Annotated in this window: 16 protein-coding genes; 6 read left to right on the plus strand and 10 right to left on the minus strand. The window is 70.6% G+C overall.

What is annotated here, in order from left to right; genetic code table 11:
• Nucleotides 1-163: 163 nt before the first annotated feature.
• The 3 genes from ACZ7L4_RS42175 to ACZ7L4_RS42185 are packed head-to-tail and all read right to left on the minus strand — an operon-like array spanning nt 164 to nt 2958.
• Entirely contained in the window at nt 164-1450 is a 1287-nt protein-coding gene (locus ACZ7L4_RS42175) for an MFS transporter (RefSeq protein WP_472110474.1), read from the minus strand.
• Between the two features lie 18 nt (nt 1451-1468).
• Nucleotides 1469-2134, minus strand: a complete 666-nt coding sequence (locus ACZ7L4_RS42180) for a GntR family transcriptional regulator (protein WP_472110476.1) — start codon at nt 2132-2134, stop codon at nt 1469-1471.
• A complete protein-coding gene (locus ACZ7L4_RS42185; RefSeq protein WP_472110478.1) occupies nt 2131-2958 on the minus strand; it encodes an FAD-dependent monooxygenase in 828 nt (275 codons plus the stop codon). Before ACZ7L4_RS42185 ends, ACZ7L4_RS42180 begins: the two co-directional genes overlap by 4 nt.
• A 3-nt stretch (nt 2959-2961) precedes the next feature.
• Here ACZ7L4_RS42185 and ACZ7L4_RS42190 point away from each other — a divergent pair, with 3 nt between their 5' ends.
• Nucleotides 2962-3153, plus strand: coding sequence for a hypothetical protein (locus ACZ7L4_RS42190; protein WP_472110480.1), 192 nt, complete (start codon nt 2962-2964; stop codon nt 3151-3153).
• Nucleotides 3154-4074: 921 nt separating this feature from the next.
• Nucleotides 4075-5187, plus strand: coding sequence for a helix-turn-helix domain-containing protein (locus ACZ7L4_RS42195; protein WP_472110482.1), 1113 nt, complete (start codon nt 4075-4077; stop codon nt 5185-5187).
• Between the two features lie 256 nt (nt 5188-5443).
• On the opposite strand, the gene ACZ7L4_RS42200 is transcribed toward ACZ7L4_RS42195, so the two are convergent.
• From ACZ7L4_RS42200 to tpg, 6 genes are all read right to left on the minus strand, one after another.
• Nucleotides 5444-6166: a helix-turn-helix domain containing protein gene (locus ACZ7L4_RS42200; protein WP_472110484.1), complete on the minus strand. Its 723-nt coding sequence runs from the start codon at nt 6164-6166 to the stop codon at nt 5444-5446.
• Complete coding sequence (locus tag ACZ7L4_RS42205; RefSeq protein WP_472110486.1) at nt 6166-8265, minus strand: hypothetical protein; 2100 nt, start codon at nt 8263-8265, stop codon at nt 6166-6168. The genes ACZ7L4_RS42200 and ACZ7L4_RS42205 overlap by 1 nt, the downstream gene beginning before the upstream one ends.
• Before the next feature lie 26 nt (nt 8266-8291).
• Nucleotides 8292-8888: a helix-turn-helix domain-containing protein gene (locus ACZ7L4_RS42210; RefSeq protein ID WP_472110488.1), complete on the minus strand. Its 597-nt coding sequence runs from the start codon at nt 8886-8888 to the stop codon at nt 8292-8294.
• Nucleotides 8889-9069: 181 nt separating this feature from the next.
• Nucleotides 9070-9327 carry a helix-turn-helix domain-containing protein gene (locus ACZ7L4_RS42215; protein WP_472110490.1) on the minus strand — a complete coding sequence of 86 codons (258 nt, stop codon included), beginning with the start codon at nt 9325-9327 and terminating at the stop codon, nt 9070-9072.
• 128 nt (nt 9328-9455) lie between these two features.
• Complete coding sequence (locus ACZ7L4_RS42220) at nt 9456-10328, minus strand: hypothetical protein (protein WP_472110492.1); 873 nt, start codon at nt 10326-10328, stop codon at nt 9456-9458.
• A gap of 19 nt (nt 10329-10347) precedes the next feature.
• Complete coding sequence (gene tpg, locus ACZ7L4_RS42225) at nt 10348-10926, minus strand: telomere-protecting terminal protein Tpg (RefSeq protein WP_472110494.1); 579 nt, start codon at nt 10924-10926, stop codon at nt 10348-10350.
• 123 nt (nt 10927-11049) lie between these two features.
• Between tpg and ACZ7L4_RS42230 the strand changes: the two genes are divergently transcribed.
• A complete protein-coding gene (locus ACZ7L4_RS42230) occupies nt 11050-12072 on the plus strand; it encodes a TniQ family protein (protein ID WP_472110527.1) in 1023 nt (340 codons plus the stop codon).
• 16 nt (nt 12073-12088) lie between these two features.
• Here ACZ7L4_RS42230 and ACZ7L4_RS42235 read toward each other — a convergent pair whose 3' ends face one another.
• Nucleotides 12089-13642 carry a hypothetical protein gene (locus tag ACZ7L4_RS42235; RefSeq protein WP_472110496.1) on the minus strand — a complete coding sequence of 518 codons (1554 nt, stop codon included), beginning with the start codon at nt 13640-13642 and terminating at the stop codon, nt 12089-12091.
• A gap of 1010 nt (nt 13643-14652) precedes the next feature.
• Between ACZ7L4_RS42235 and ACZ7L4_RS42240 the strand changes: the two genes are divergently transcribed.
• Genes ACZ7L4_RS42240 through ACZ7L4_RS42250 form a run of 3 tightly spaced genes read left to right on the plus strand, consistent with a single transcriptional unit; the run spans nt 14653 to nt 18652 of the window.
• Entirely contained in the window at nt 14653-15384 is a 732-nt protein-coding gene (locus tag ACZ7L4_RS42240; RefSeq protein WP_472110498.1) for a TnsA-like heteromeric transposase endonuclease subunit, read from the plus strand.
• Complete coding sequence (locus tag ACZ7L4_RS42245) at nt 15381-17609, plus strand: Mu transposase C-terminal domain-containing protein (RefSeq protein ID WP_472110500.1); 2229 nt, start codon at nt 15381-15383, stop codon at nt 17607-17609. Before ACZ7L4_RS42240 ends, ACZ7L4_RS42245 begins: the two co-directional genes overlap by 4 nt.
• Complete coding sequence (locus ACZ7L4_RS42250) at nt 17606-18652, plus strand: P-loop NTPase family protein (protein WP_472110502.1); 1047 nt, start codon at nt 17606-17608, stop codon at nt 18650-18652. Before ACZ7L4_RS42245 ends, ACZ7L4_RS42250 begins: the two co-directional genes overlap by 4 nt.
• Nucleotides 18653-19059 lie beyond the last annotated feature (407 nt).

Here is a 19059-nt window from a genome sequence, read left to right on the forward strand (position 1 = left end):
CCGTCCTGCTGTTGGTCTGCCGTCGCACATCGGGGGTTCCTCTCGAGATGCTGCTGTACGGGTTCGGAGCCGGATGATCAGCGGTGCGTACTGGGTCGTGCGCAACGGGGTGGTGTGTCCTGGACGAGATCCCGGTGGCCGCGGCCGGCCGGGGGCCGTTTCCCTATCCGGTGTGTTCGCTCCCGGCGGCGGCCGGGCTCTCAAGAGCGGGGGGCTGGGTGGGAGGTTGGGAGGGGCGCAGCCGCGAGCGGACCGTGAGCATGATGAGGCCGGACAGGAGGACGGGGATCGCGAAGGCCAGTGCCGCGGTTGACACCTGCCCTCCCGAGGCCACGATGTGTGCTCCGTAGGTCGGTCCGGCGATGGCTCCGATGCGGCCGATTCCGAGGGCCCAGCCCAGGCCGGTGGCTCGGGCGTGCGGCGGGTAGAGGGCGGCGATGTGGTCGTTCAGCAGGTTCTGGGCGGTCGCTGCTCCGAAGCCGGCGACGGCCACCACGGTGAAGAGTGCGGCTGTGTTCTGGGCTGAGCTGATGAGGAGCAGGCCGGTGCCGCTCACCGCTGCCCCGGCGATGACCAGTGGTTTGGGGCCGGTGCGTTCGGCGATGGCTGAGCCGATGAGCGTTCCCACTACGGCTCCGCTGGTGTAGACGAGGAGGAAGGTGACGGAGGAGCCGAGTGGGTAGCCGGCGGTTTTCATCAGCTGTGGCAGCCAGGTGGTCACGCCGAAGATGCCGAGCATGACGAGGGGCGTGACCAGCCACAGTCCCAGGGTGGCGCGGCGGGCTTCGGGGGTGAACAGGGTGCGGACGGCGGCGCGGGCGGTGGCCGGTGCCTGTGCGGTGTTTCGGGTCTTGAGGTGGGAGACCGATTCGGGGAGATAGGCGAGGGCCAGGGGGACGACGGTGATCAGCGGCAGTGCTCCCAGGAGGTAGACGGGGCGGAAACCGTGCTCGTCGAGTGTTGCCAGGGCGGCCAGCGAGGCGAGGACTCCTCCGATCGCGGGTCCGGTGAGGACAAGCCCCAGGATCCGGGAGCGGTAGCGGGGTGGGGCGAACTCGGCGGCCAGTGCGACTCCGGCGGGGACGAGGCCGCCGAACCCGATGCCGCAGATGAACCTGCTGGCGGCGAAGACGGTGAAGTTGGGCGCGGCGGCGCAGGCGGCCATCGCCACGGAGAACAGGGCGATGGAGGCGATGAACAGGCGGCGCCTGCCGAAGACGTCGGTGAGCGTGCCGGTGCCGATGGCGCCGATCAGGGCGCCGACCAGTGCCAGGCTTCCGACAGTGCCGGCGGATGCGGTGCTCACGCCCCATGGTTCGGGTCCGATGAGGGCGGGCAGTGCCGCTCCGTAGGCGAACTGTTCGTACCCGTCGGCCACCAGGCCGAGCCAGCACAGCAGCGGAACCAGCCATCGGGCGGAGGGTGGTGCGACCGGCGCTAGGGGGACCATGCCGACCTCCAGGTGCGCTCAGTTCAGTACTTCGCGGAAGATGTCCCGGCTCCAGCGGATGTGTTCGACGGTGCGGGCCGCTGCCGAGTCCGCGTCCCGCGCCGCACAGGCGTCGTAGATCGCCTGGTGCTGTTCGTGGATGGTGTGCACCAGGGCTTCGTCGGGTTCGTCGACGGGGACGAGGACCAGGCGGTGGACCGCGGTCTCTCTGCGGGCCGCTTCGGCCATGTCCCTGAGTTTGCTGTTGGGGCAGCCGGCCAGGAGGGCGGTGTGGAAGGCCGTGTCCAGGTCGACGCCGCGCCGCCGTTCGGCGGACGGCACACTGCGGTGTTCGTCCAGCAGTCGGCGTGCGTCGTCCAGGTCGGCGTCGGTCAGTCGGGGGACGGAGGCGGCGATGCAGGCCCCCTCGAGGAGTTCGTGGACCTCAGCTGCCTCCAGCACGTCGTCGGCGGAGGGGCAGAACACCCGCACGCCGCGGTGTTCGGAGCCGGTTGCGAGGCCTTGCCTGCGCAGTTCGGCGAAGGCCTCGCGCACCGGGGTGCTGCTGACGTCGAAGCGCTGGGCGACATCGTTCTGCTGCAGCCGGGAGCCGACGGGGATCTCGCCGTCGAGGATCTGCTCGCGTAGTTCTTCGGCAATCATGGCGGCGACCGTGCGGGCGCGGCCGGGCAGGGGCGGCGTCATGAGCGGTGTCCGAGGCCGGCGAGAGCTTGGGCTGCGTCGTCGCGCACATCGTGGCCGAACAGCCAACTGTTGTCCCGTACAGGGTCTTTGCCGGCCACGGAGGCCAGGCGTGCGTCCCGTTCCTGCTGTTCGGGACCGTCGGGAAGGTGGAACATCGTGGCGTTGCGGTAGGAGACCTCCTGCACCCGGCGGACGCGGGGCACGCGTGCGGCCGAGTAGGCGGCCAGGCGCTCGGGCAGGTCGGCCGGGCGGGCACCGGCGAGCAGGGTGGTGAGGACCGCGGCGTCTTCCAGGGCAAGGCTTGCGCCTTGGGCGAAGAAGGGCAGTACGGGGTGGGCGGCGTCGCCGACGAGAGCGATCCGGCCGGTGTGCAGTGTGTCTCTGACCGGACGGTCGTACAGGCCCCACAGACGGACCGACTGGGCGGCGTCGAGGATGCCGCGGATGCGCGCATCCCATTGGGCGAAGTGGGCGCGGGCCTCGTGGATGTCGCCCTCGACGCTCCATGACTCGCTTTCCTGGCGGGGCGAGGGGACGACGGCCACGAAGTTCATCAGCTTGCCGCCCTGGATGGGGTAATGCACGAAGTGGGAGTCCGGGCCGAGCCAGGCTGCGTGCTCGGTCCCCAGGTCTTCCAGGCCTTGGTGGGGGATGGTGCCGCGGAAGGCGGCGTAGCCGCAGGGGCGCGGGGTGGTGGAGATGTTCTGGCTGGCTGCGACGGCGGAACGGATCCCGTCCGCGCCGATGACCAGGTCGGCGGTGACGGTGGTGCCGTTGTCGAATTCGGCGGTGACGTGGTTGGGGTGCTGGTCGACGGAGACCACGCGGTGTCCCAGGTGCAGGCTGCCCGGCTGGACGCGTGCGGCGAGGGCGTCGAGGAGGTCGGCCCGGTGGACGGCGATGTAGTCGGCGCTGAACTGGGCGCGGGCCAGCGGGCCCAGCGGTTGTTCGGAGATGGTGGCGCCGTCCTGAGGTCGCCCGGCCCGTGCGCCGGTTCCGGCGTGGCGCGGGCGCTCTGAAAACTGCCGACCTGCCGGGGTCGATCCGCGGTCCCTGCAACAGCCCGCCGGTCGTGAAGAGTACAGCCGGTGTGTTCGCGATCTGCTCCATGTGTCGAGCGACACCGCAGAGACACTTCGAGTGGGCACAGGCCACGTGCCAGTCCTCTTCGGGGGCAGTGCACCGGATGGCAGAGAGGCCCCTGCCATCCGGCTGCGGGTATGCCGCGTCAACAACATTCCGCTTGAGGGCCCCGGTCCGGGTCGAGGCACGAGAAGCCCTGGTGCGTCGCGGATTGTTCACACTCCACCGACGCTATGGAAATGGTGACCTGCGGCGGAGTAACTACGCAACGGCCTCTTGCACGCCGGGGGGCCACGTACGTCCGGTGAACAGGATCTTTGCGCGGAGATCGAGTTCTTCAAAGAGAGCTTCACGCTCCAATTCGTGAAGAATCAGGGGGCGCATTCTTCACCTTTCGTCTGAGGGGCTGTCCCCCGTCAGGCTCGCCGGTAATGATGTTTGACGGCAGACCTCCAGCGTCAACTGGCCCCTGCCGACGCAACCTTGTCCGGGTCGTGGGGTCAGGTCTTCGCCTGTGTGCGGTCCTGGCTCCGCAAGAAGAATCGAGAGTGTATGTCCATCGCCCTGTCTCGAACCCTCTCGCGCCAAGAGCCTGGCGCCGGGAACCCCGCTCACGGCGGCGGGACCGCTACAACGCTGTTTGCACGCAAGCCGCCCGCATCTGCGGCGATCCTGGCCCTGGTGCTCGCAGGGGTGAGCTGGTTGGTCACGGCCGGCTGCACGCCGCACGTCGCAGTCGCGACGGTGGCCGCCAGCGGAGTGGTCGCAGCCGAACTCCGCCTGCGCCTGTTCTGACCACCCACGGGGTGCCGGGCCCGCCCGGCACCCCGCCTCCGATGAGAGGAGCATGACCAGCCTTGGCGCGCCCCAACAACGAACTGCCGGATGAACAGAGTCTGCCGTGTGTGGTGCTGGCCGCCGAACTGCGCGCGCTGCGGGAGCGCTCCGGCCTCACCCTCAGCCAGTTGTCACAGCTGTCCGGACTGTCGACCGGCGCGCTGTCAGGTGCCCAGAGCGGGGTCCACGTACCCAGCGAACGGACGCTCACGGCATTCGTCGAAGCCTGTGGCGAGCTGGAGACGGCTTCGTGGCTGACCCGCCGTGAAGCTGCCCTGCGCGGGCAACGCCCGACATCGGCACGTCCGCAGACTCAGCGCATGGACCACGAAGACCGCATTCGTCCTGCGTGGCGAAGCACGTGGCTGCGCTGGGACAAGACGGGCAAGGTAACTCCTCCCTCGCAGGCTACGGGCCCCAGAGCCCTGCCTTTCTGGCTTGCCGGGCTGCGCGCATACCGGTCGATCTCCTTCCGGGCGATGGCGCGGCAGTGCGACTACGCGCACTCAACGCTTGCCGCGATGGCCAACGGATTCCAGCCCATCACGGTGCGGGGGCTGCTGGCCTTTCTTGATGCATGCCGGGTATCGAGCTTCGCAGAGCGGGTCGAGTGGCTGGACCTGCTGGAACGGACCTGCACGAGCCCTCGCCGGCGCCTTGATGCCGCCCGTGAACAGGTGCGTCTGCGCACGCTGATGTCCGGAAGCGCCCCGGATACCTCAGTTACCGCACCTCTGGGGCAGCAGGACGACGGTGACACGAGTCCACGCCACTGGCCGGAGCTGCAGCGGCCCGCATGGCCGAGGCAGAGGGCCGTGCAGGTCGACCGGCATCTACTCAAGGCCGACCTACAGGCGCTGAACCGGTACTACGGCGTGCAGTTCGTCTCTTTGCTTGCCCGGCACACAGGCATCACCGTCGCATCCCTGAAGCGGTACCTGCACAACGAGATCGCCTTTCTCGGAGGGGATCAAATGAACAGGCTGGCGGCCGCCTTGGTGAGGCTGGGCAGCACGCCGCCGCCTCGCGACCGTCTCTCTTCCGTTTTGCCCCCCCTTGGCCAACTGGTATCCGCCTCCCAGCCAGTCACGCCGGGAGCTCTTCCCCTGACAGGGAGGGCAGGATTGAGCTAGGCAAGGGCGGCGAAGAAGCGAAGGCGCAAGCAATCGCGCCTCGACGGGCGTAGGCGGCCGGACCGGTCCACCAGGAGACGAAAGGCGACACAGGGGTTTTGCCTCAGAGGGCTCAGCGCGCTTTGTGTTACCGAGGTCAGCCTTCGCTGCGGGTGGGAGTGAAGGCGCGCAAGAAGCCCGCCCGACGGTGTCGATTGCGCTCAGTGCGAGCCCGTCACGGCCTGCCCCTCCCCGAGACAGCAAGCGTTCTTGCCGATCAGCGGGGCCGCCAGGTGCGTACTTCGAGGTGGACGATGTGGGCATCGGTGTGGATGCGGCCGGTCTCGATGAGCCACTGCTGGACGGCGGCGGTGACGTCTCCGCCAGCGGCGTCGACGCGCTGGGCGAAGTCGGCGGCGTCGAAGCCGCCGGTGGCGGCGGAGCCGTAGGAGCGTTCCTCGGTGTGGTCGGTGCGCTGGATGACGTCGCGGCGGATGCCGGGCGAGTCGGTGCGGCTGCCCGAGGGCATCACGTAGCCGGACTGGTGCAGGCGCACCGTGAAGGCCAACTTCAGGCCGCGGCGGGCGGCTTCGGCGATCAGGGGGCGCAGGCGGGCGGAGCCGGAGGCGATGGCCTGGGCGGCGACGCGGCCGGTGCCGGTGCCGGTGGGGGTGATCAGGACGGCCTTCGACCGGACGCGGGCGCGGGTGCCCTTGGCGGTGGTGCGGCGGGTGGTGTGACGGGCGGCCAGGGCGGCGAGTTCGGGGACGTCGGTGATGCCGCCTTCTGTGACGGCGTCGAGGACGTGGCGCAGGGCGGGGACGAAGGCGGCGCCCTTGTGTTTTGTGTAGAACTGGGAGACCAGGGAGGGGTCGCGGTCGATGATGCGGGCGATGTCGCGTTTGGTGTAGCCGGCCTGCTGGAGCTGGTCGGCGAGTTGGGCGGCCTCGTTCAACTCGGGCGCGGGGGCGAGTTGTTGGCGGCGTGTGCGTGGGGGCATCAGGCACCGGCCGTGGTCGGGGCGGGCGTGAGGGCGGCGCGTCCGGCATCGCGCAGGGTGAGGAGTTGTTCCTCGGTGGTGGGTGCGGCGAGGGGGCCGGTGAGGTGGCCCTTTTTGAGGTAGTCGCCGGGCTGCTGGTGGTAGGGCCAGGCCTGGGGCTGGGTGAGGTAGAGGGCGTCGGTGCGGAACGCGATGACGGTGCCGGGGGCGGCGTGCAGGGCACCGGCGTAGGTGTCCTCGGCACGGTGGCGCTGGGTGAGCAGAGCGGCCCGGGCGCCGGACCAGATGGCGGCGGCCCATTCGGGGTGGGCGTTGGGGTCGCGGCTGAAGCCGGTGGGCTTCTGCCAGGTGATCGTGTCGTCGTCGAAGCCGATGATTTCAGCGTCCGGCGGGACGTCGCGTTCCTGGGTGCGGGGGGTGGTGCCGGTGACCATGCGGGGGCGCTGGGCGAAGGAGCCGATGCCGTACAGGAGGATGGCGCGGACGGCGCGGGAGGCGAGGTGGGCGGCGCGGGCCTGCTGAGGGTCCTGCTGGAAGTGGGCCTGGGCGCTGAGGTTGGACCAGGCTTCTTTCAGCTTTTTGGCCCACTCGTCGAGGGGTTTGCCGTCGTCCCAGAGGATGCCGTCGAGGACCTCGACCTTCCAGGGGCCGAGGGGGTTGGTCAGGGCGGTGTGGACTTCGGGGCCGCCGGCCCAGGTGGTGAAGGTGGTGACGGGGGTGGCCGGGTAGTGCCAGGCGCGGTCGCCAGGGGCGGGGGCCGGGAGAAGGCCGACGTGGTCCCAGGTGTCGGGGACGGTGGCGCGGATGTGCCAGTGCCCGCACCCGTACAGGGCGCGCGCCTGCTCCTTCTCCGACCAGGCGGCGAACTGGCGGCCGGTGATGCGGCGGGGAGTGCCGACCGGGGACTTCCAGGTGTGCTTGGCGTAGGCGAAAGTGCGGTCGTACTCCACCAGTTGGGGCAGTACCTCCGGCACGCGGGGCGGGGCGAGGAGTTCATTGCGGCCCTGCCCGGCGGTGGCATGGAGCAGGCCGCGCAGTTCCTCCGACAGGACGGGGTAGCCCTCGGAGTACTGGCCGCGGGCGGGGATGCTGCGGGTCCACAGGTCGCGGCCGGTCTGCGAGGGCGAGCCCATCAGCACAGCATCGTCGAAGTGGCGGCGCAGGGCCTGCCAGAGCAGGACGAAGGCGTCGCGGGCGGTGGCGGGGGTGTCGCCGTCCTCGAGGTCGAACCACTCCCCCATGGAGCGGATTTCGACATGGGCGGATTCGTCGTCGCTCACGTAGCGGGCGACGGGGTAGCGGGCGTGGACGAAGTGGCCGGCCATCCGGTCGCGGCCGCGGCCGGTGTCGGTGCGCCAGCCGGGGGTGGGGGCGTTGAGCCAGGCGGCGACGGCGTCGCGCAGGTAGGGGTGGCGCTCGGCGTCGCGGTGCCAGGGGGCGCCTGCGGTGATGTAGATGCGTTCGGCGCCCTCGGGCAGGGTGTGGAAGACCGCGGTCAGGAGGTCGGCTGCGGAGCGGGTGCCGAGGTCGAGACGGTGGGTCTGGTTGCGGTGGACCAGGATGCCGGTGTCGGTGTCGAGGAAGACGGTGGAGCGGGTCTGCTGGGTGAAGTTGGGGCGGGTGGAGGCCAGGCTCCGGGTGTGGGTGAACCAGGCGTCGCCCTCGTTGCCTTCGGGGATCGAGGGCAGGGTGCGCGGCTCGCCCTCTCCCATGACCGGGGCCGCGAGCGGAGCCGTGGCCGCAGACGGCGCCGGCGGCTGCGCGGCTTCGGCGGCCGGGCTAGTCGGCGGTGCCGTGGGTTGCGGTGCAGTGTCGAGGGTGCCGGCCGGTTCGGCGGTCATTGCGGGTTCAGGCGCAAGGGCAGCAGGGACGGACAGGGGCTGAGGCGCCAGGGTGGGTGCGCGGTCGACGACTTCGGCCAGGCTCAGTCCGGCGGCCGGGGCGATGCGTTCCGCCCTAGCCTTCTCGTAGGTGGCCAGTTGGGCGATCTGCTTGTCGCGTTCGGCTTCCAGCTTGGCGAGTACTGCCTGGGTCTTCTTGATGTCGTCGCGGACTGTCCGCAGGTCGGCGAGCGTGGCGTTGTAGCTCTGTGCGTCCATCAGGGTCCTTGGCATGGGGTGGCGGGTCAGCCGGTGGGGCGGGTAGCGACGTAGGCGATGGGCCCGCTGGAGTGGGAGGGCAGCCGGGTCCCGAGCAGGTGGTCGGCGAGTCGTTTCTCGTCGTCGGTGACCCCGGTGAGGTGTTTGACGGGGGTGGCCAGGTCGGTGATGTATCCGGCCAGGCGGGCGTGCGGGAAGGCGCGGCGCCCCTGGGCGTTGGTCTCCCACCGCTCCAGCCCGGTCAGTATGGCCACCACGTATCCGGCGACAGTGACGGGCAGGATGCCGGCGGCTGCGACGCTCGCGGCGTCGCAGCGCCACCACCCGCGCAGCGCTCTGAGCAGGGTCTCGGGCGGCAGTGAGGCTGCGAATCCAGTCCAGTCGCGGTCGTTCTCGGCGACGTGCCGGGCGGCGTCCACGCGAAGGACCGCGATCTCGTCTGCCTCCACATGGTGGAGGGGCGCGTGGGTGCGGGCGGCAAGGCTCTGCACGGTGGCGAGCGGGATCATCACACGTACGCCGCGGCGAGTGAGGTCGGGGAGCAGTCCGGCATGGACCAGGCGGCGCAGGGTGGTGATGGCGCAGCCCAGTTCCTGGGCTGCTTGGCCTGTGGTCAGCAGCACACGCGCCCCTCCTTCCACTCTCAGCATTCAAGTAAACTCAGTTATTTGATCGTACTCGATTGTAGGTGTGGGGTGACAGGGTGTCAAAGAGGAAGGTGCGTCCTCTGGTTGTACTGACCGGTCTCGGGTCGCGGCCGTCGTCTGGCGAGCGCTTCCCGCTGCCCCGTTTTCTCGTCGGGCGCTACACGTTGTGGCGTGCCCGGGCTTCCTGAACGGCCCAGATCGCGGCCGACGGCCCGGCCAACAGGGTCAGTGCGTCGATGCCGAAGTGGGCCGCGAGGGTGTCGCAGTCGTCGAGACTCCATGTCGCTGTGCCGCTCTGGCGGCGGCTGACCTGGGCTGGGCTCACCCCGATGGCGTCGGCCAACTCTGTCTGTGTCTTGCCTGTTTCGTGCAGGAGTGTTGCCACGGTGGCGCGCAACTGGTGTGCCAAGGACATGCCCACGCGAGCGGCTCCTTTGAGAAGGAGAAGGTCGGGGGAACCCTAGCGCGTGCTGTCCGGGCCGTTCGCCGTTCGTGCCGAGCCCCTTCCCGGAGCAGGGGGTTGCTCGGCACGGGGCGTGCGGCTCACAGGTTGTTGTGTCTGGCCTGGTCGGCCGCGGGGCCTTGCGCACCGATCTTCAGCAGGCGGGTCTCGATGGCCAGTGGGCTACGTCCGAATTCCTCGCTGAGTTGCGGGGCGAGAATCCCCTCGGAGCACCGTTGCGCAAGGGCGATCTCTTCCTGTTCGGTCCAGCGGGCATGGGTGTTGGCGTGTTCGAGCCGGCGCTGTTCGATTGAGGACAGTGCATTGGAGGCCGGCCTGGCCGGGGCTGGGCGGGTGAAGTTGTTCTGTTGGTGGAAACGTCGCGCTGGCTGTTGCGACGCGCTGGGAGCCCATGCACCTCCTTCGGCCGGCGGCGCTGGTGAACTTGGCAGTGTTCCCGGGACAGTGTTGTTCAACAGGCGCGCCAGGAACGAGAGGTGGGATGCGTCGACGGCACCGTGCAGCTCACCTTGGATCTCTCCGCCGGTGCCGGTGATGACGATGTCAATGCTCAGAGCAGCCCCGGTGGCGTTGTCCTGAGTTGCGGTGAGCGAGTAGTGCGAGCCGTGCGCGGTGAAGCTGTTTTCCAGGGCCGGGCTGGGCCCACCGCTGTTGCGCTGGGCGGGGATGAGGGTGGAGCCCATCGGGGAGGCCAGGAGGGTGTGGACAGGCCAGGTCGCCTGGAATCGGCCGCCGCTGTCCAGTTGGTAGAGGACCGGGCTCGGCTCGAGGTCGGTGACGCCGAACAGGACGGTGAGGGCCTGTCCGGCGAAAGGGCTGTCCGCTTCGGGGGTCCCCGGCACGGGCTGGTAGGTGAGCAGTCCGCGGGAGGGCGGTTCGCTGCCGGTCAGGGGGGTGTCGGGTTCGCCGTGCCAGTGTCCATGGGTGTCCTGGAAGGCGTAGATGAGTGTCATGAGGGCTCCGTGAGAGAAGTCAGTAGTGGAACTGGACGCGTTCGAGGTCGCTGATGGTCACGGCGGCCTGTTGCTGGTCGGGGGGTAGTGCGCGGAAGAAGTAGGCCTCCCCGATGCCGTCGGCGAGGATGCGGCGCAGTTCGCTGTCGTCGGCGTCGCGGTGGCGGGCGTCGAAGAGGCGAGCTGCGTGCAATGCGGGGAGGTCTTCGGTGAGGCGGCGTATGCGGTGGTCGGGGAACTCTCCGGCCGGGGTGGTGTAGGTGAAGCGGGCGTGGAGTTGAGTGGTGACGCATCCGTTGTGGTGGAGGATCTGCTCGTGGGCTCGGCGTCGGACGGTGGGCTGCCAGCTGCGGTAGATCTCCCGTTCGATGAGGCGTGCGTGGGTGTCGGTGAGGTGGTCCAGGTCGTGTCCTTGCGCCCAGCGGTCCACGGTCGGGGGAAGGGCGAAGATCCGTGCGGCGAGGGTGGTGGGCTCCTGGATTTTCAGCAGGACGCGCAGCCGGGCTGCGGGCTTGGCGGGCGGTTGGCGAGTCCAGTGCCGTTCGTCGGCCAGGTCCAGGGCGTGCGTGATGGATGTGGTCGCGGGAGGCGTGTGCATGGCGGTCGTTTTCGTGCCAGGGCGTTGCTGTGCGCGTGATGTGTCGTTGTTATGCGGTGAGTTGGCAGCCAGGGGCATGGAGGTGGGGCGGTGCAGGAGGTGCAGGAGGTGCATCCCAAACCGGTGGGGCTGACTGCTGTTCCGGGTGAGACGACCGGTTCGTTCGTCCGGCGGCTGGCCCTCGTGAACGACCTTCCGGTGGCGTCGGTGCTGAAGGATGCGGCGGGCGGCGCTCGGGTCGAGGCGTGGACCGCCCCGCGGGCTCATGAGGTGTTCTTGAGTGGTGAGGGGGTAGAACGGCTGGCCGTCATGGCGTGGCGGACTCCGGACGAGCTGCGGCGGATCCTGCCGACGCTGGAGGTGACGGGCCGGGGCCGGCGGCCGGTGCGGGTGGCCGCGTGGCCGGTGGGGTGGACGGTTCTCGAGCCGTGCGCGGGGTGCCTGGCGCGGCAGGAGGACATCGTGGCCGCGGTGTGGTGGGCCGGCCGGGAGACGTGGCAGGTGTGCGTGCGCCACGGACGGTGGCTGCGCGACCCGGCAGGGGCTGGGCCGGCCCAGGTGAGCCTGTCGGGCCTGGCCGAGGTCGTGCAGGCTCATCGCCGATGGCTGCGGATGCGGCGCCGGGTGGGGCCCTACGCGCGGATGCTGCTGGCGGATGCGCTGCAGGTGGCGGTCTGCTGGTGGCAGGAACGGCTGATGGGGGCGGAGACCGTGTGGGCGCGACGGGAGGCCGTGTTGGGGGCCGGGCGCACGGAGTGGGCCGCACCGCTCGTGGTCTACCCGGAGGCGGTCGTGGTCGCGGAGGCGATGGCGGTGTTCGAGCGGCAGCGGCGGTGGGGGCGGGAGTTCGCCGGGGGCGCGCCAGGCTGGGTCTCGCGTCACTGGATCACCTTCGTCGGGGAACGGTTGCGGATGGGCGCGGCGATGGAGCAGGCCGGCTATCGGGCGCTGCGGGAGTGGACGCTGCTGCACCGGGTCCAGGCCCCGGTGGTCTCCCGGCTGGCCGGCCGGAGGCCGCCCGCGGACTACCTGTCGCAGCAGCTGCCCGTTCTGGAGCCGCACCGCGGGTCGGTGGCGTACGGGCCGCTGGAGGACGCGTCCTGTCTGCCGTGGCGGCTGGGGCGGCCGGTAAGCGTGCTGGAGTGAGCACCGGCTGGCGGACTCACCAGGCGGGGCAGGACTCCTTGAGGGTGCGGGCCGCGTTGGCCCGATCGGTGCATTGATCCTGGTACCAGTCCATGGGCCGGGATGCGACGGGCCGGATGTGGCCGGGCGCCAGGCCGAGCCGGAATCCGCAGTTCGGTCCGCCGGTGATGTCGGTGAGTTGGGGTGTGCGGGTCGCGTAGACGATGTGGTCGTCGGCGACGGCGAGGGGGAACCGGCCGTCGCGGGCGGTTTGGCACAGTTTCCGGTGGAGGTTGGCGCGGGCGTTGGCGATGAGGGCGCTGTGCACGTCGGGGCGCCAGGTGGGGTCGGCCGCTGTGGGCCATGGCCGCTGCATCTGCTCATCGGGGCGGGACGGCAGCCGGGACAGGCCGGTCATGGCGTCGTCGATCGTGGCGTGCACCGCGTGCAGGAGCAGCCGCGAGGGGGCGTGGCTGTCTGACAGGCGCGCCAGGCCGTCCGTCAGATCGTGGGGGTCCATGTCGGGGGTCAGGCCCAAGCGCTCGAAGACGGCCAGGCGGGACTCGCGCAGGCGCTTGTACCAGGGTGAGAGGTAGGGGCCGCTGTAGTCGGTGCGCAGCCAGGCCCGGAGAGGCTGGGGCTGTGCGTCGCGGATGGCGGCGTGCGCGAGGGCGGGGGTGGTGTACCAGGCCAGTCCTTCGCCGGCGAACGCGGGCGGCAGATGTGGGTGGGTGCCCCTCGCGCTGGAGAGGTCGACGAGCCAGCTGCCCGGCACTTTCGGGTCGAATCGCGGATGGTGGACGAGGCGTGCGGGGCCGTCGCCGACCTGTAGGTTGCTGCTGTCGGCGAAGCGAGGCAGGTTGATCGCGAAGCACACCACATGCGGGGACTGGGCCTCCTCCGGGGTGGGAGGGCGCCACCAGTTGATATCGGCGTCGGCCAGCGTGTCCCCGTCGGACAGCGGGTGGCCGGGGGGTGCTTCGCAGGGGGCGGGTTCGGTGCAGCTGAGAGCCGCACGCACTCCGGTGGCGACCCGTACGCCGGTGCGGGTGTGACGGTGTTCGGCCGGCCGCAGGTCGAGCATGAAGTGATGCCCGCACTCGCCGGGTTCTCCGATGGGCGGCCGCACCAGGCGGGCGTACCGGCCGAGGAAGCCGGCGAGTTGGGCGGCCGTGAGGTTCACGGGCAGGCGCCAGGTGTCGTGGTGGAGTGCGCCCCACGCAGTGATGGCGAGGTGGACCGTGTCGCAGTGCGGGTCGCCGCTGACGGGGTGCAGTCGCATCCAGGGACCCAGCCCGCGGTCGTCGGTCTGCCAGCCGATGCTGCGCAATTCCCGCGGCAGCGGGTGGTCGCTGCGCGGATGCGCGGCGGTGGGGGCCTGGGCGGGCAGGCCCAGGCGGAGCAGGGCCGTGTCGGTCAGGACGAGGAGTGGCCCGGTGGGCAGGGCTTCCTTGCGGTCGGGGGGTGCGCCGAGGGAGGCCCGTAGGGACCATTCGATGAGGTCTGCCAGATTGCGGGAGGTGCAGTCGCGGGTGCGCCCGTCGGCCAGGTGGGCCAGCAGTCCCGTGGAGCTGGCTTCGACGACTGCCAACGGGCCGTTGGCGTAGCGGCGTTGATGCACCGGTGGGTACGGCAGGGTTCGCGCAGGCCGTGCCGGTGACGGTACGGGGCCGGCCGGGAGGGTCGGGCCTGGTGCGGCTGTTGGATGTGGGATGGCAGGGGCTGGGCGGGTGGCCGGGGGCCGGGGCGTGGAGCCTGGGGCGGGGCAGCGGGTACCCAAGTGCTGGGGGCGTCCGTCGACTCGTTGGAGGGTGGGTTCGTTGCAGCGTCGGCAGCGGTCCGGGGCGGTGACGCTGGTGGGCAGTTCGTGTCGCAGGCGGCCGAGGGCGGCCCGGTCCGGCAGCATCTGCGGGACCGGGTACTGGGGAGGCGTTCCGGTGTGGCGGGCCTCGAGGGCGGCCAACAGGTAGCCGTAGGTGCCTTCCTGGTCGCCGAGAGGGGTGGCCGTGCCCTGCTCCCACTGGGTCAGGGCGTCCTCGGTGACGTCGCAGGCATCGGCCACCTGCCGTGGACTGAGGGCGGCTTGGGTGCGCACCCGGATCCGGTCGGCGGGGGCTGGGAGGGGCGGGCGTGACCGGCCGGCAACGATCGCGGTCGGCTCGAACAGAGCATCTTCCATGGCTGCTTCGTCTCCCCCTGGCTGCGTGCATGGCATGGATGCCGCAAGGCGAATGCCTTGCGGCGTGCGGCGCAGCGTTCCATGCACAGCACGCCGCTTGCGTGGAACGCAAAAACGGTCCATCACGACGCTGAACTGCACAGACACAGGTTCGAGGGCCGTGCGAATTTAGTCCGTTCGTGCGAGCGTGCGGCCGCGGTTGCCGTGCGCCCCGCCCGCCGCGCGTGCGTACCGCCCGACCAGCAGCGCGGTGGCCTACAGCACGCCAACTGGGGGCGCGAGCCCTCTCGTTGTGCGCTCACTTGTCCGAGTGCAAGGCCGTGCGATCGCTTCCATTCCGGCATTCGGATTGGACACCGTGTTCGCTGTCGCCGATGCGTTCGAAGCACGGCGTTGCGTTGTCGTGTCGTCCTGGAGGTCTGGTGGTCAGCGATGTGGTGTGGGGGCAGTTCCGCTCCCGGGCGGGGCGACTGCGGGAGCTCCCGGTTCGCGAGTTGCGCGAGGAGCGGCTGGAGGAACGCGCCGGGGTATGGGAGCCGAAGCGGTACCGGGGGCGGCGGGCGATCGCCACGTGGTGGCGGCCGGCGGACCGGGCCGGGCACGTCGGGTGCGCGACGCTGGGGGCGCTGGATGCGGCGGTGGCGCTGGAGTTCGACCCTGAGGTCGTGACGTTCTCGTCGTGGCCGGTGCGGCTGCACTGGGGCGACGCTGCCCCTGGTTATGTGCCGGACTTCTTCGTCCGCCTCGGCGACGGGCGGGGCCGGCTGCTGGTGCGCCGTCCCGCTGCGTCCGGTCCGGAATCCGGCCGCTGGCAGAGCACTCTTGGTCTGCTGGAGGCCGCTGGTGAGCAGGCGGGCTGGCAGGTGCGGGTGCATGACGGTGACGAGGATCCGGTCGTGGTGCGCAACCGGCAGCGTCTGGCGCGCTACCGGCACGATCGGTTCGCCGACGCCGACATCGCCGGCGCCCTGGGTCGGGCGTTCACCGAGCCGCGCTGCTTCGACCAGGGTGTCGCGGCCAGCGGCATGCCCCCGTTCGCCGCCACCTCCTGCGGGTTGCATCTGATCTGGCGGGGCGAGCTGTGCTTCGACTGGGGACGGCCGTTCGTGCCGGGCCGCACGGTGGTCTGGTCGCACCCGCAGGAGGCGGTGTGAGCGTCCCGCTCGAGGCTCCGCCGGGGAGCGTGGCGGTGGGCGGCGTCGTGCGCTGGCACGGCGACACCTACCTGGTGGCCGCGCTGCAGGGGGCCAGTGCGCATCTGCTCAGCCAGCATGCGGACGGCGAGGATGCCGTCGTGCTGTTGGATGCCCTGTACTCCTCCCCCGGATTCCGTGTGCTGGACGGCCGGCCCCACCCGCAGGAAGCGCAGGCCAATCCAGACCCCTCACGGGTGGAGGCCGGGCCGGACCGGCCCGGCCTGGGGTGCGCGGTGCTGCTCGAGGGCCTGCCCGTTCCGCTGCGCAGGGATGCCGAGTTCTGGCTGGACCACGTGCTCGAGGTGCACACCGGGCTGCCCGGCTTCGCCGAACCCGGGACCCGGCCGCGGTCCTGCTACGACCCCGAACTGACCACGCTGCGGCAGCGGTACGCGTCCAAGGCCGCCGAGCTGACCGCGGCCCACCACCCGGTGTCGGCCGCGACCGTGGAACGCAAGCGGCTTGCCTGGCTGCGCCAGGGCGTGTGGGGGCTCGTCGACCAGCGCAGCCTGCGCGGCCGCACCGCCTACGGCCGAGTCGACGAACAGGTCGTGCAGCTGCTGCTCAAGATCGAGCACCGGCACCGGCAGCAGTCGATCGGAACCCGTTCGCGGCTGTACGAGTGGCTGCAGCGGGCCTGCCGACGGAAGTTCAAGAAGAAGGCGGACGAGTTCATCCCGTCCCGCGCCACGTTCTATCGGCTCCTGGACCGGCTCGGCATCGCGTGCGGCAAGGAGACGACACGCGGCCGCAACGACGACGCCAACCGGACCGATCCGCCCTACACGCTGGCGATGGCGACCGCGCCGGGCGAGCAGGTGCAGATCGACACCACCGCGCTCGATCTCAAGGCCCTGGACGAGACCGGGCGGATCGTCTCGCTCGAGCTGACCGCCGCCATCGACGTCGCGTCCCGCAGCATCCTGGCGGCCGTGGTCCGCCCGAAGTCCTCCGGCAGCAAGACCGGCTCGTCCTCGCGCAGGCACGGCGGGCAGGCCACCAAGGCCGTCGACGCGCTGCTGCTGCTCGCGGAGATGTGCACGCCGCAGCCGCTGCGTCCGCACTGGTCGCCCCGTGCCGCCGCCAAGGGCTCGGACCTACCGTATGCGGAACTCGTCGAGGCCGACGAGCGCATGGAGGGCGCGGCCGCCCGGCCGGTGATCGTGCCCGACATGATCGTCATGGACAACGGCAAGGTGTTCGCCGGGAACGCCTTCATGGACGCCTGCGCCCAGTTGCGCATCACGGTGCGGCCGGCCTGCTTCAACTCCCCCACCCACAAGGCGATCATCGAGCGGACCTTCGGGTCAATCAAGAGCCTGTTCAGCCAGTACCTGCCCGGCTACATGGGCAAGAGCCTGGCGCAGCAGGGCAAGCACGTCGGCCGGGAGCGGCTGTGGCGTGTCGATCAGGTCAATGACTTCCTGCAGCAGTGGCTCGTGCTGGGCTGGCAGATGCGCCCGCATGACGAGCTGCGCAGCCCGTTCGCTCCGTCGATGCCGCCGCGCACCCCGAATCAGATGTTCGCCGCGCACGTGGCCAGCATGGGGTACGCGCCGGTGCGGCTGAGCGCCGAGGACCGGTTGCGGCTGCTGCCGACCGCCTGGCTGTCGGTCACGGACAAGGGCATCCGGTTCAACAACCGCACCTACGACAGCCGTGCCCTGAACGGTTTCCGCGGCGAGCGGTCGGGCTGGCTGGGCAAGGGGCGGCGCTGGCCGGTGCGCTTCCACCCGCACCAGCCGGAGAAGGTCTGGCTGCAGACGACTGCCGCTGGCGGCTGGAAGGAGGCCGAGTTCGTGTTCCAGCGGCTCATCGGCGACGGATGGACCGAGCAGGTCTGGGACCTGGCCACCGCCCAGCACATCGAGAACGGCGGCACTACCAAGAACGAGGCCGCCATCGCCCGCATCGTGCGCGCCCTGCTGGAGCGCGCCGGCCGGGGCCCCTCGCCCGCCGCAGTGGGCGAGAGGCGGCCGGGGCCCATCGACCGCGGTATGCAGGTCGGCGTCGAACCGGCCGGCAACCCTTATGAAGGCATCCCCGCCCCCGACTTCGCCGCCGTCCGGGCGCTGCCCAGCCTGGAGGTGCCCCTGAACCGTCTCGGCCGAGGCCTGCCCCGCCCGCTCCCCCAGCCCCCGGACTCCGATCCCGCCAAGTCGGCCTTGCCGGAGCCGGCATGACGGCACCCGCTCCCCCGGCGGCTGGTGACGATGCCCTGCTCCTGCCCGCCACCGAGCGGGCGGGCTGGCAGGCCCGCCTGGACCACGTCGTCACCGCCCCGGACCTGGCCGACTGCCCGCCTCCCGCATCGCCCGCCGCGGAGGGTGTCGCCCCCGACGATCCCCGCATGCGCTATCACGCCACCATGCTCCGGGTAGAGACCCCGGCCATCGCCAAGGCCCATACCCTCGCCCGCCGGCTGTGGCTGGCCAGCAGCCCCCGCCACGAGGGCCAGTTGCACCTGGCCCTCGACGGGCCCGGCGAGACCGGCATGTCCACGGTGCTGCGCCACATCGGGCGCCTCTTCGAGGGCATCGTCCGCGACCAGCTCCCCCGCGATGCGAAACGAATCCCCGTCATCCACATCAATGCGCCGCTCACCCCCGGCAGCAAGCTGGACATGTCGATCCCCTTCGCCGAGTTCCTGGGCTTCAAGCACACCAAGGACCCCGAGACCGCCTCCCGCAGCACCGACATGACCGGACCGGTCTGCCACGTGATGAAGACGCGCGGCACACGCCTCGTCCTGGTCGACGGCATCGACCGCCTCGACAACAACGAACTGGCCACCGTCTTCACCTACTTCGACTACCTGTCGGCCGAGTGCGACGTCTGCTTCGTCTACTGCGGCGTCGGCGCCCGGGAGATCGTCAACGACGCCCGCAGCGGCAAGCGCCCCTCTCCGGCGGGCGCGCGGTCCGGCGGCATCCCCACGCTGCCCGTGCTGCCCATCCCTTACAGCCCCGACGACCACGCCCTGTTCCACGCGGTCGTCAAGTCCTTCGACGAGAACCTGCGCCTGCACCGGCACCAGCCCGGCGACCTGCTGAAACTCGCCGCACATCTGCACCGTCGGAGCGGCGGATACATGAAGCCGCTGTCCCAACTCATCTGCCACAGCGCCCAGGAGGCCATCGAGACCGGCCTCGAGGCCGTCACCGCAGACCTCCTGGACAGCCAGCTGGTCGGCATCTTCGACAGCGACCCATTCCAGCTGCCCTGACGCACCATCGAAGCAAGGTCACCGAACTCGCCCTGCCCGCGCAGGGGTTGATTCGCGGCGGCGATCCGATTCTGCAGATTCGCCCCGCATCCAGTCCTCTTATCCGCTCGTTGCACTGCACTCCCCCGACTGCACTCGGCCGCCGGGGGGCCTGCCTTCCGTTCCGCGAGCGGCGCAGCGCGGCTGACCTCGCTTCGCCTCAGGCACCGCACCGCAACGCACGTCAACCACTCACTCCAGGAAGAACAGTCCATGCCGCTATTTCACTGCGGGATCAAGGCCAGGCCCCTCGGCGCTGCCCCGTGGCAGCGCCACAGGCCTTGCAACGAAACGATCGAGGATGACAACCGGGAACTGTCCGCCATGCGCCAGTCGCAGGCTCGTCACGACACAGCCGAACCTCTTGC

The organism is Streptomyces sp. NPDC107575 (assembly GCF_055657265.1).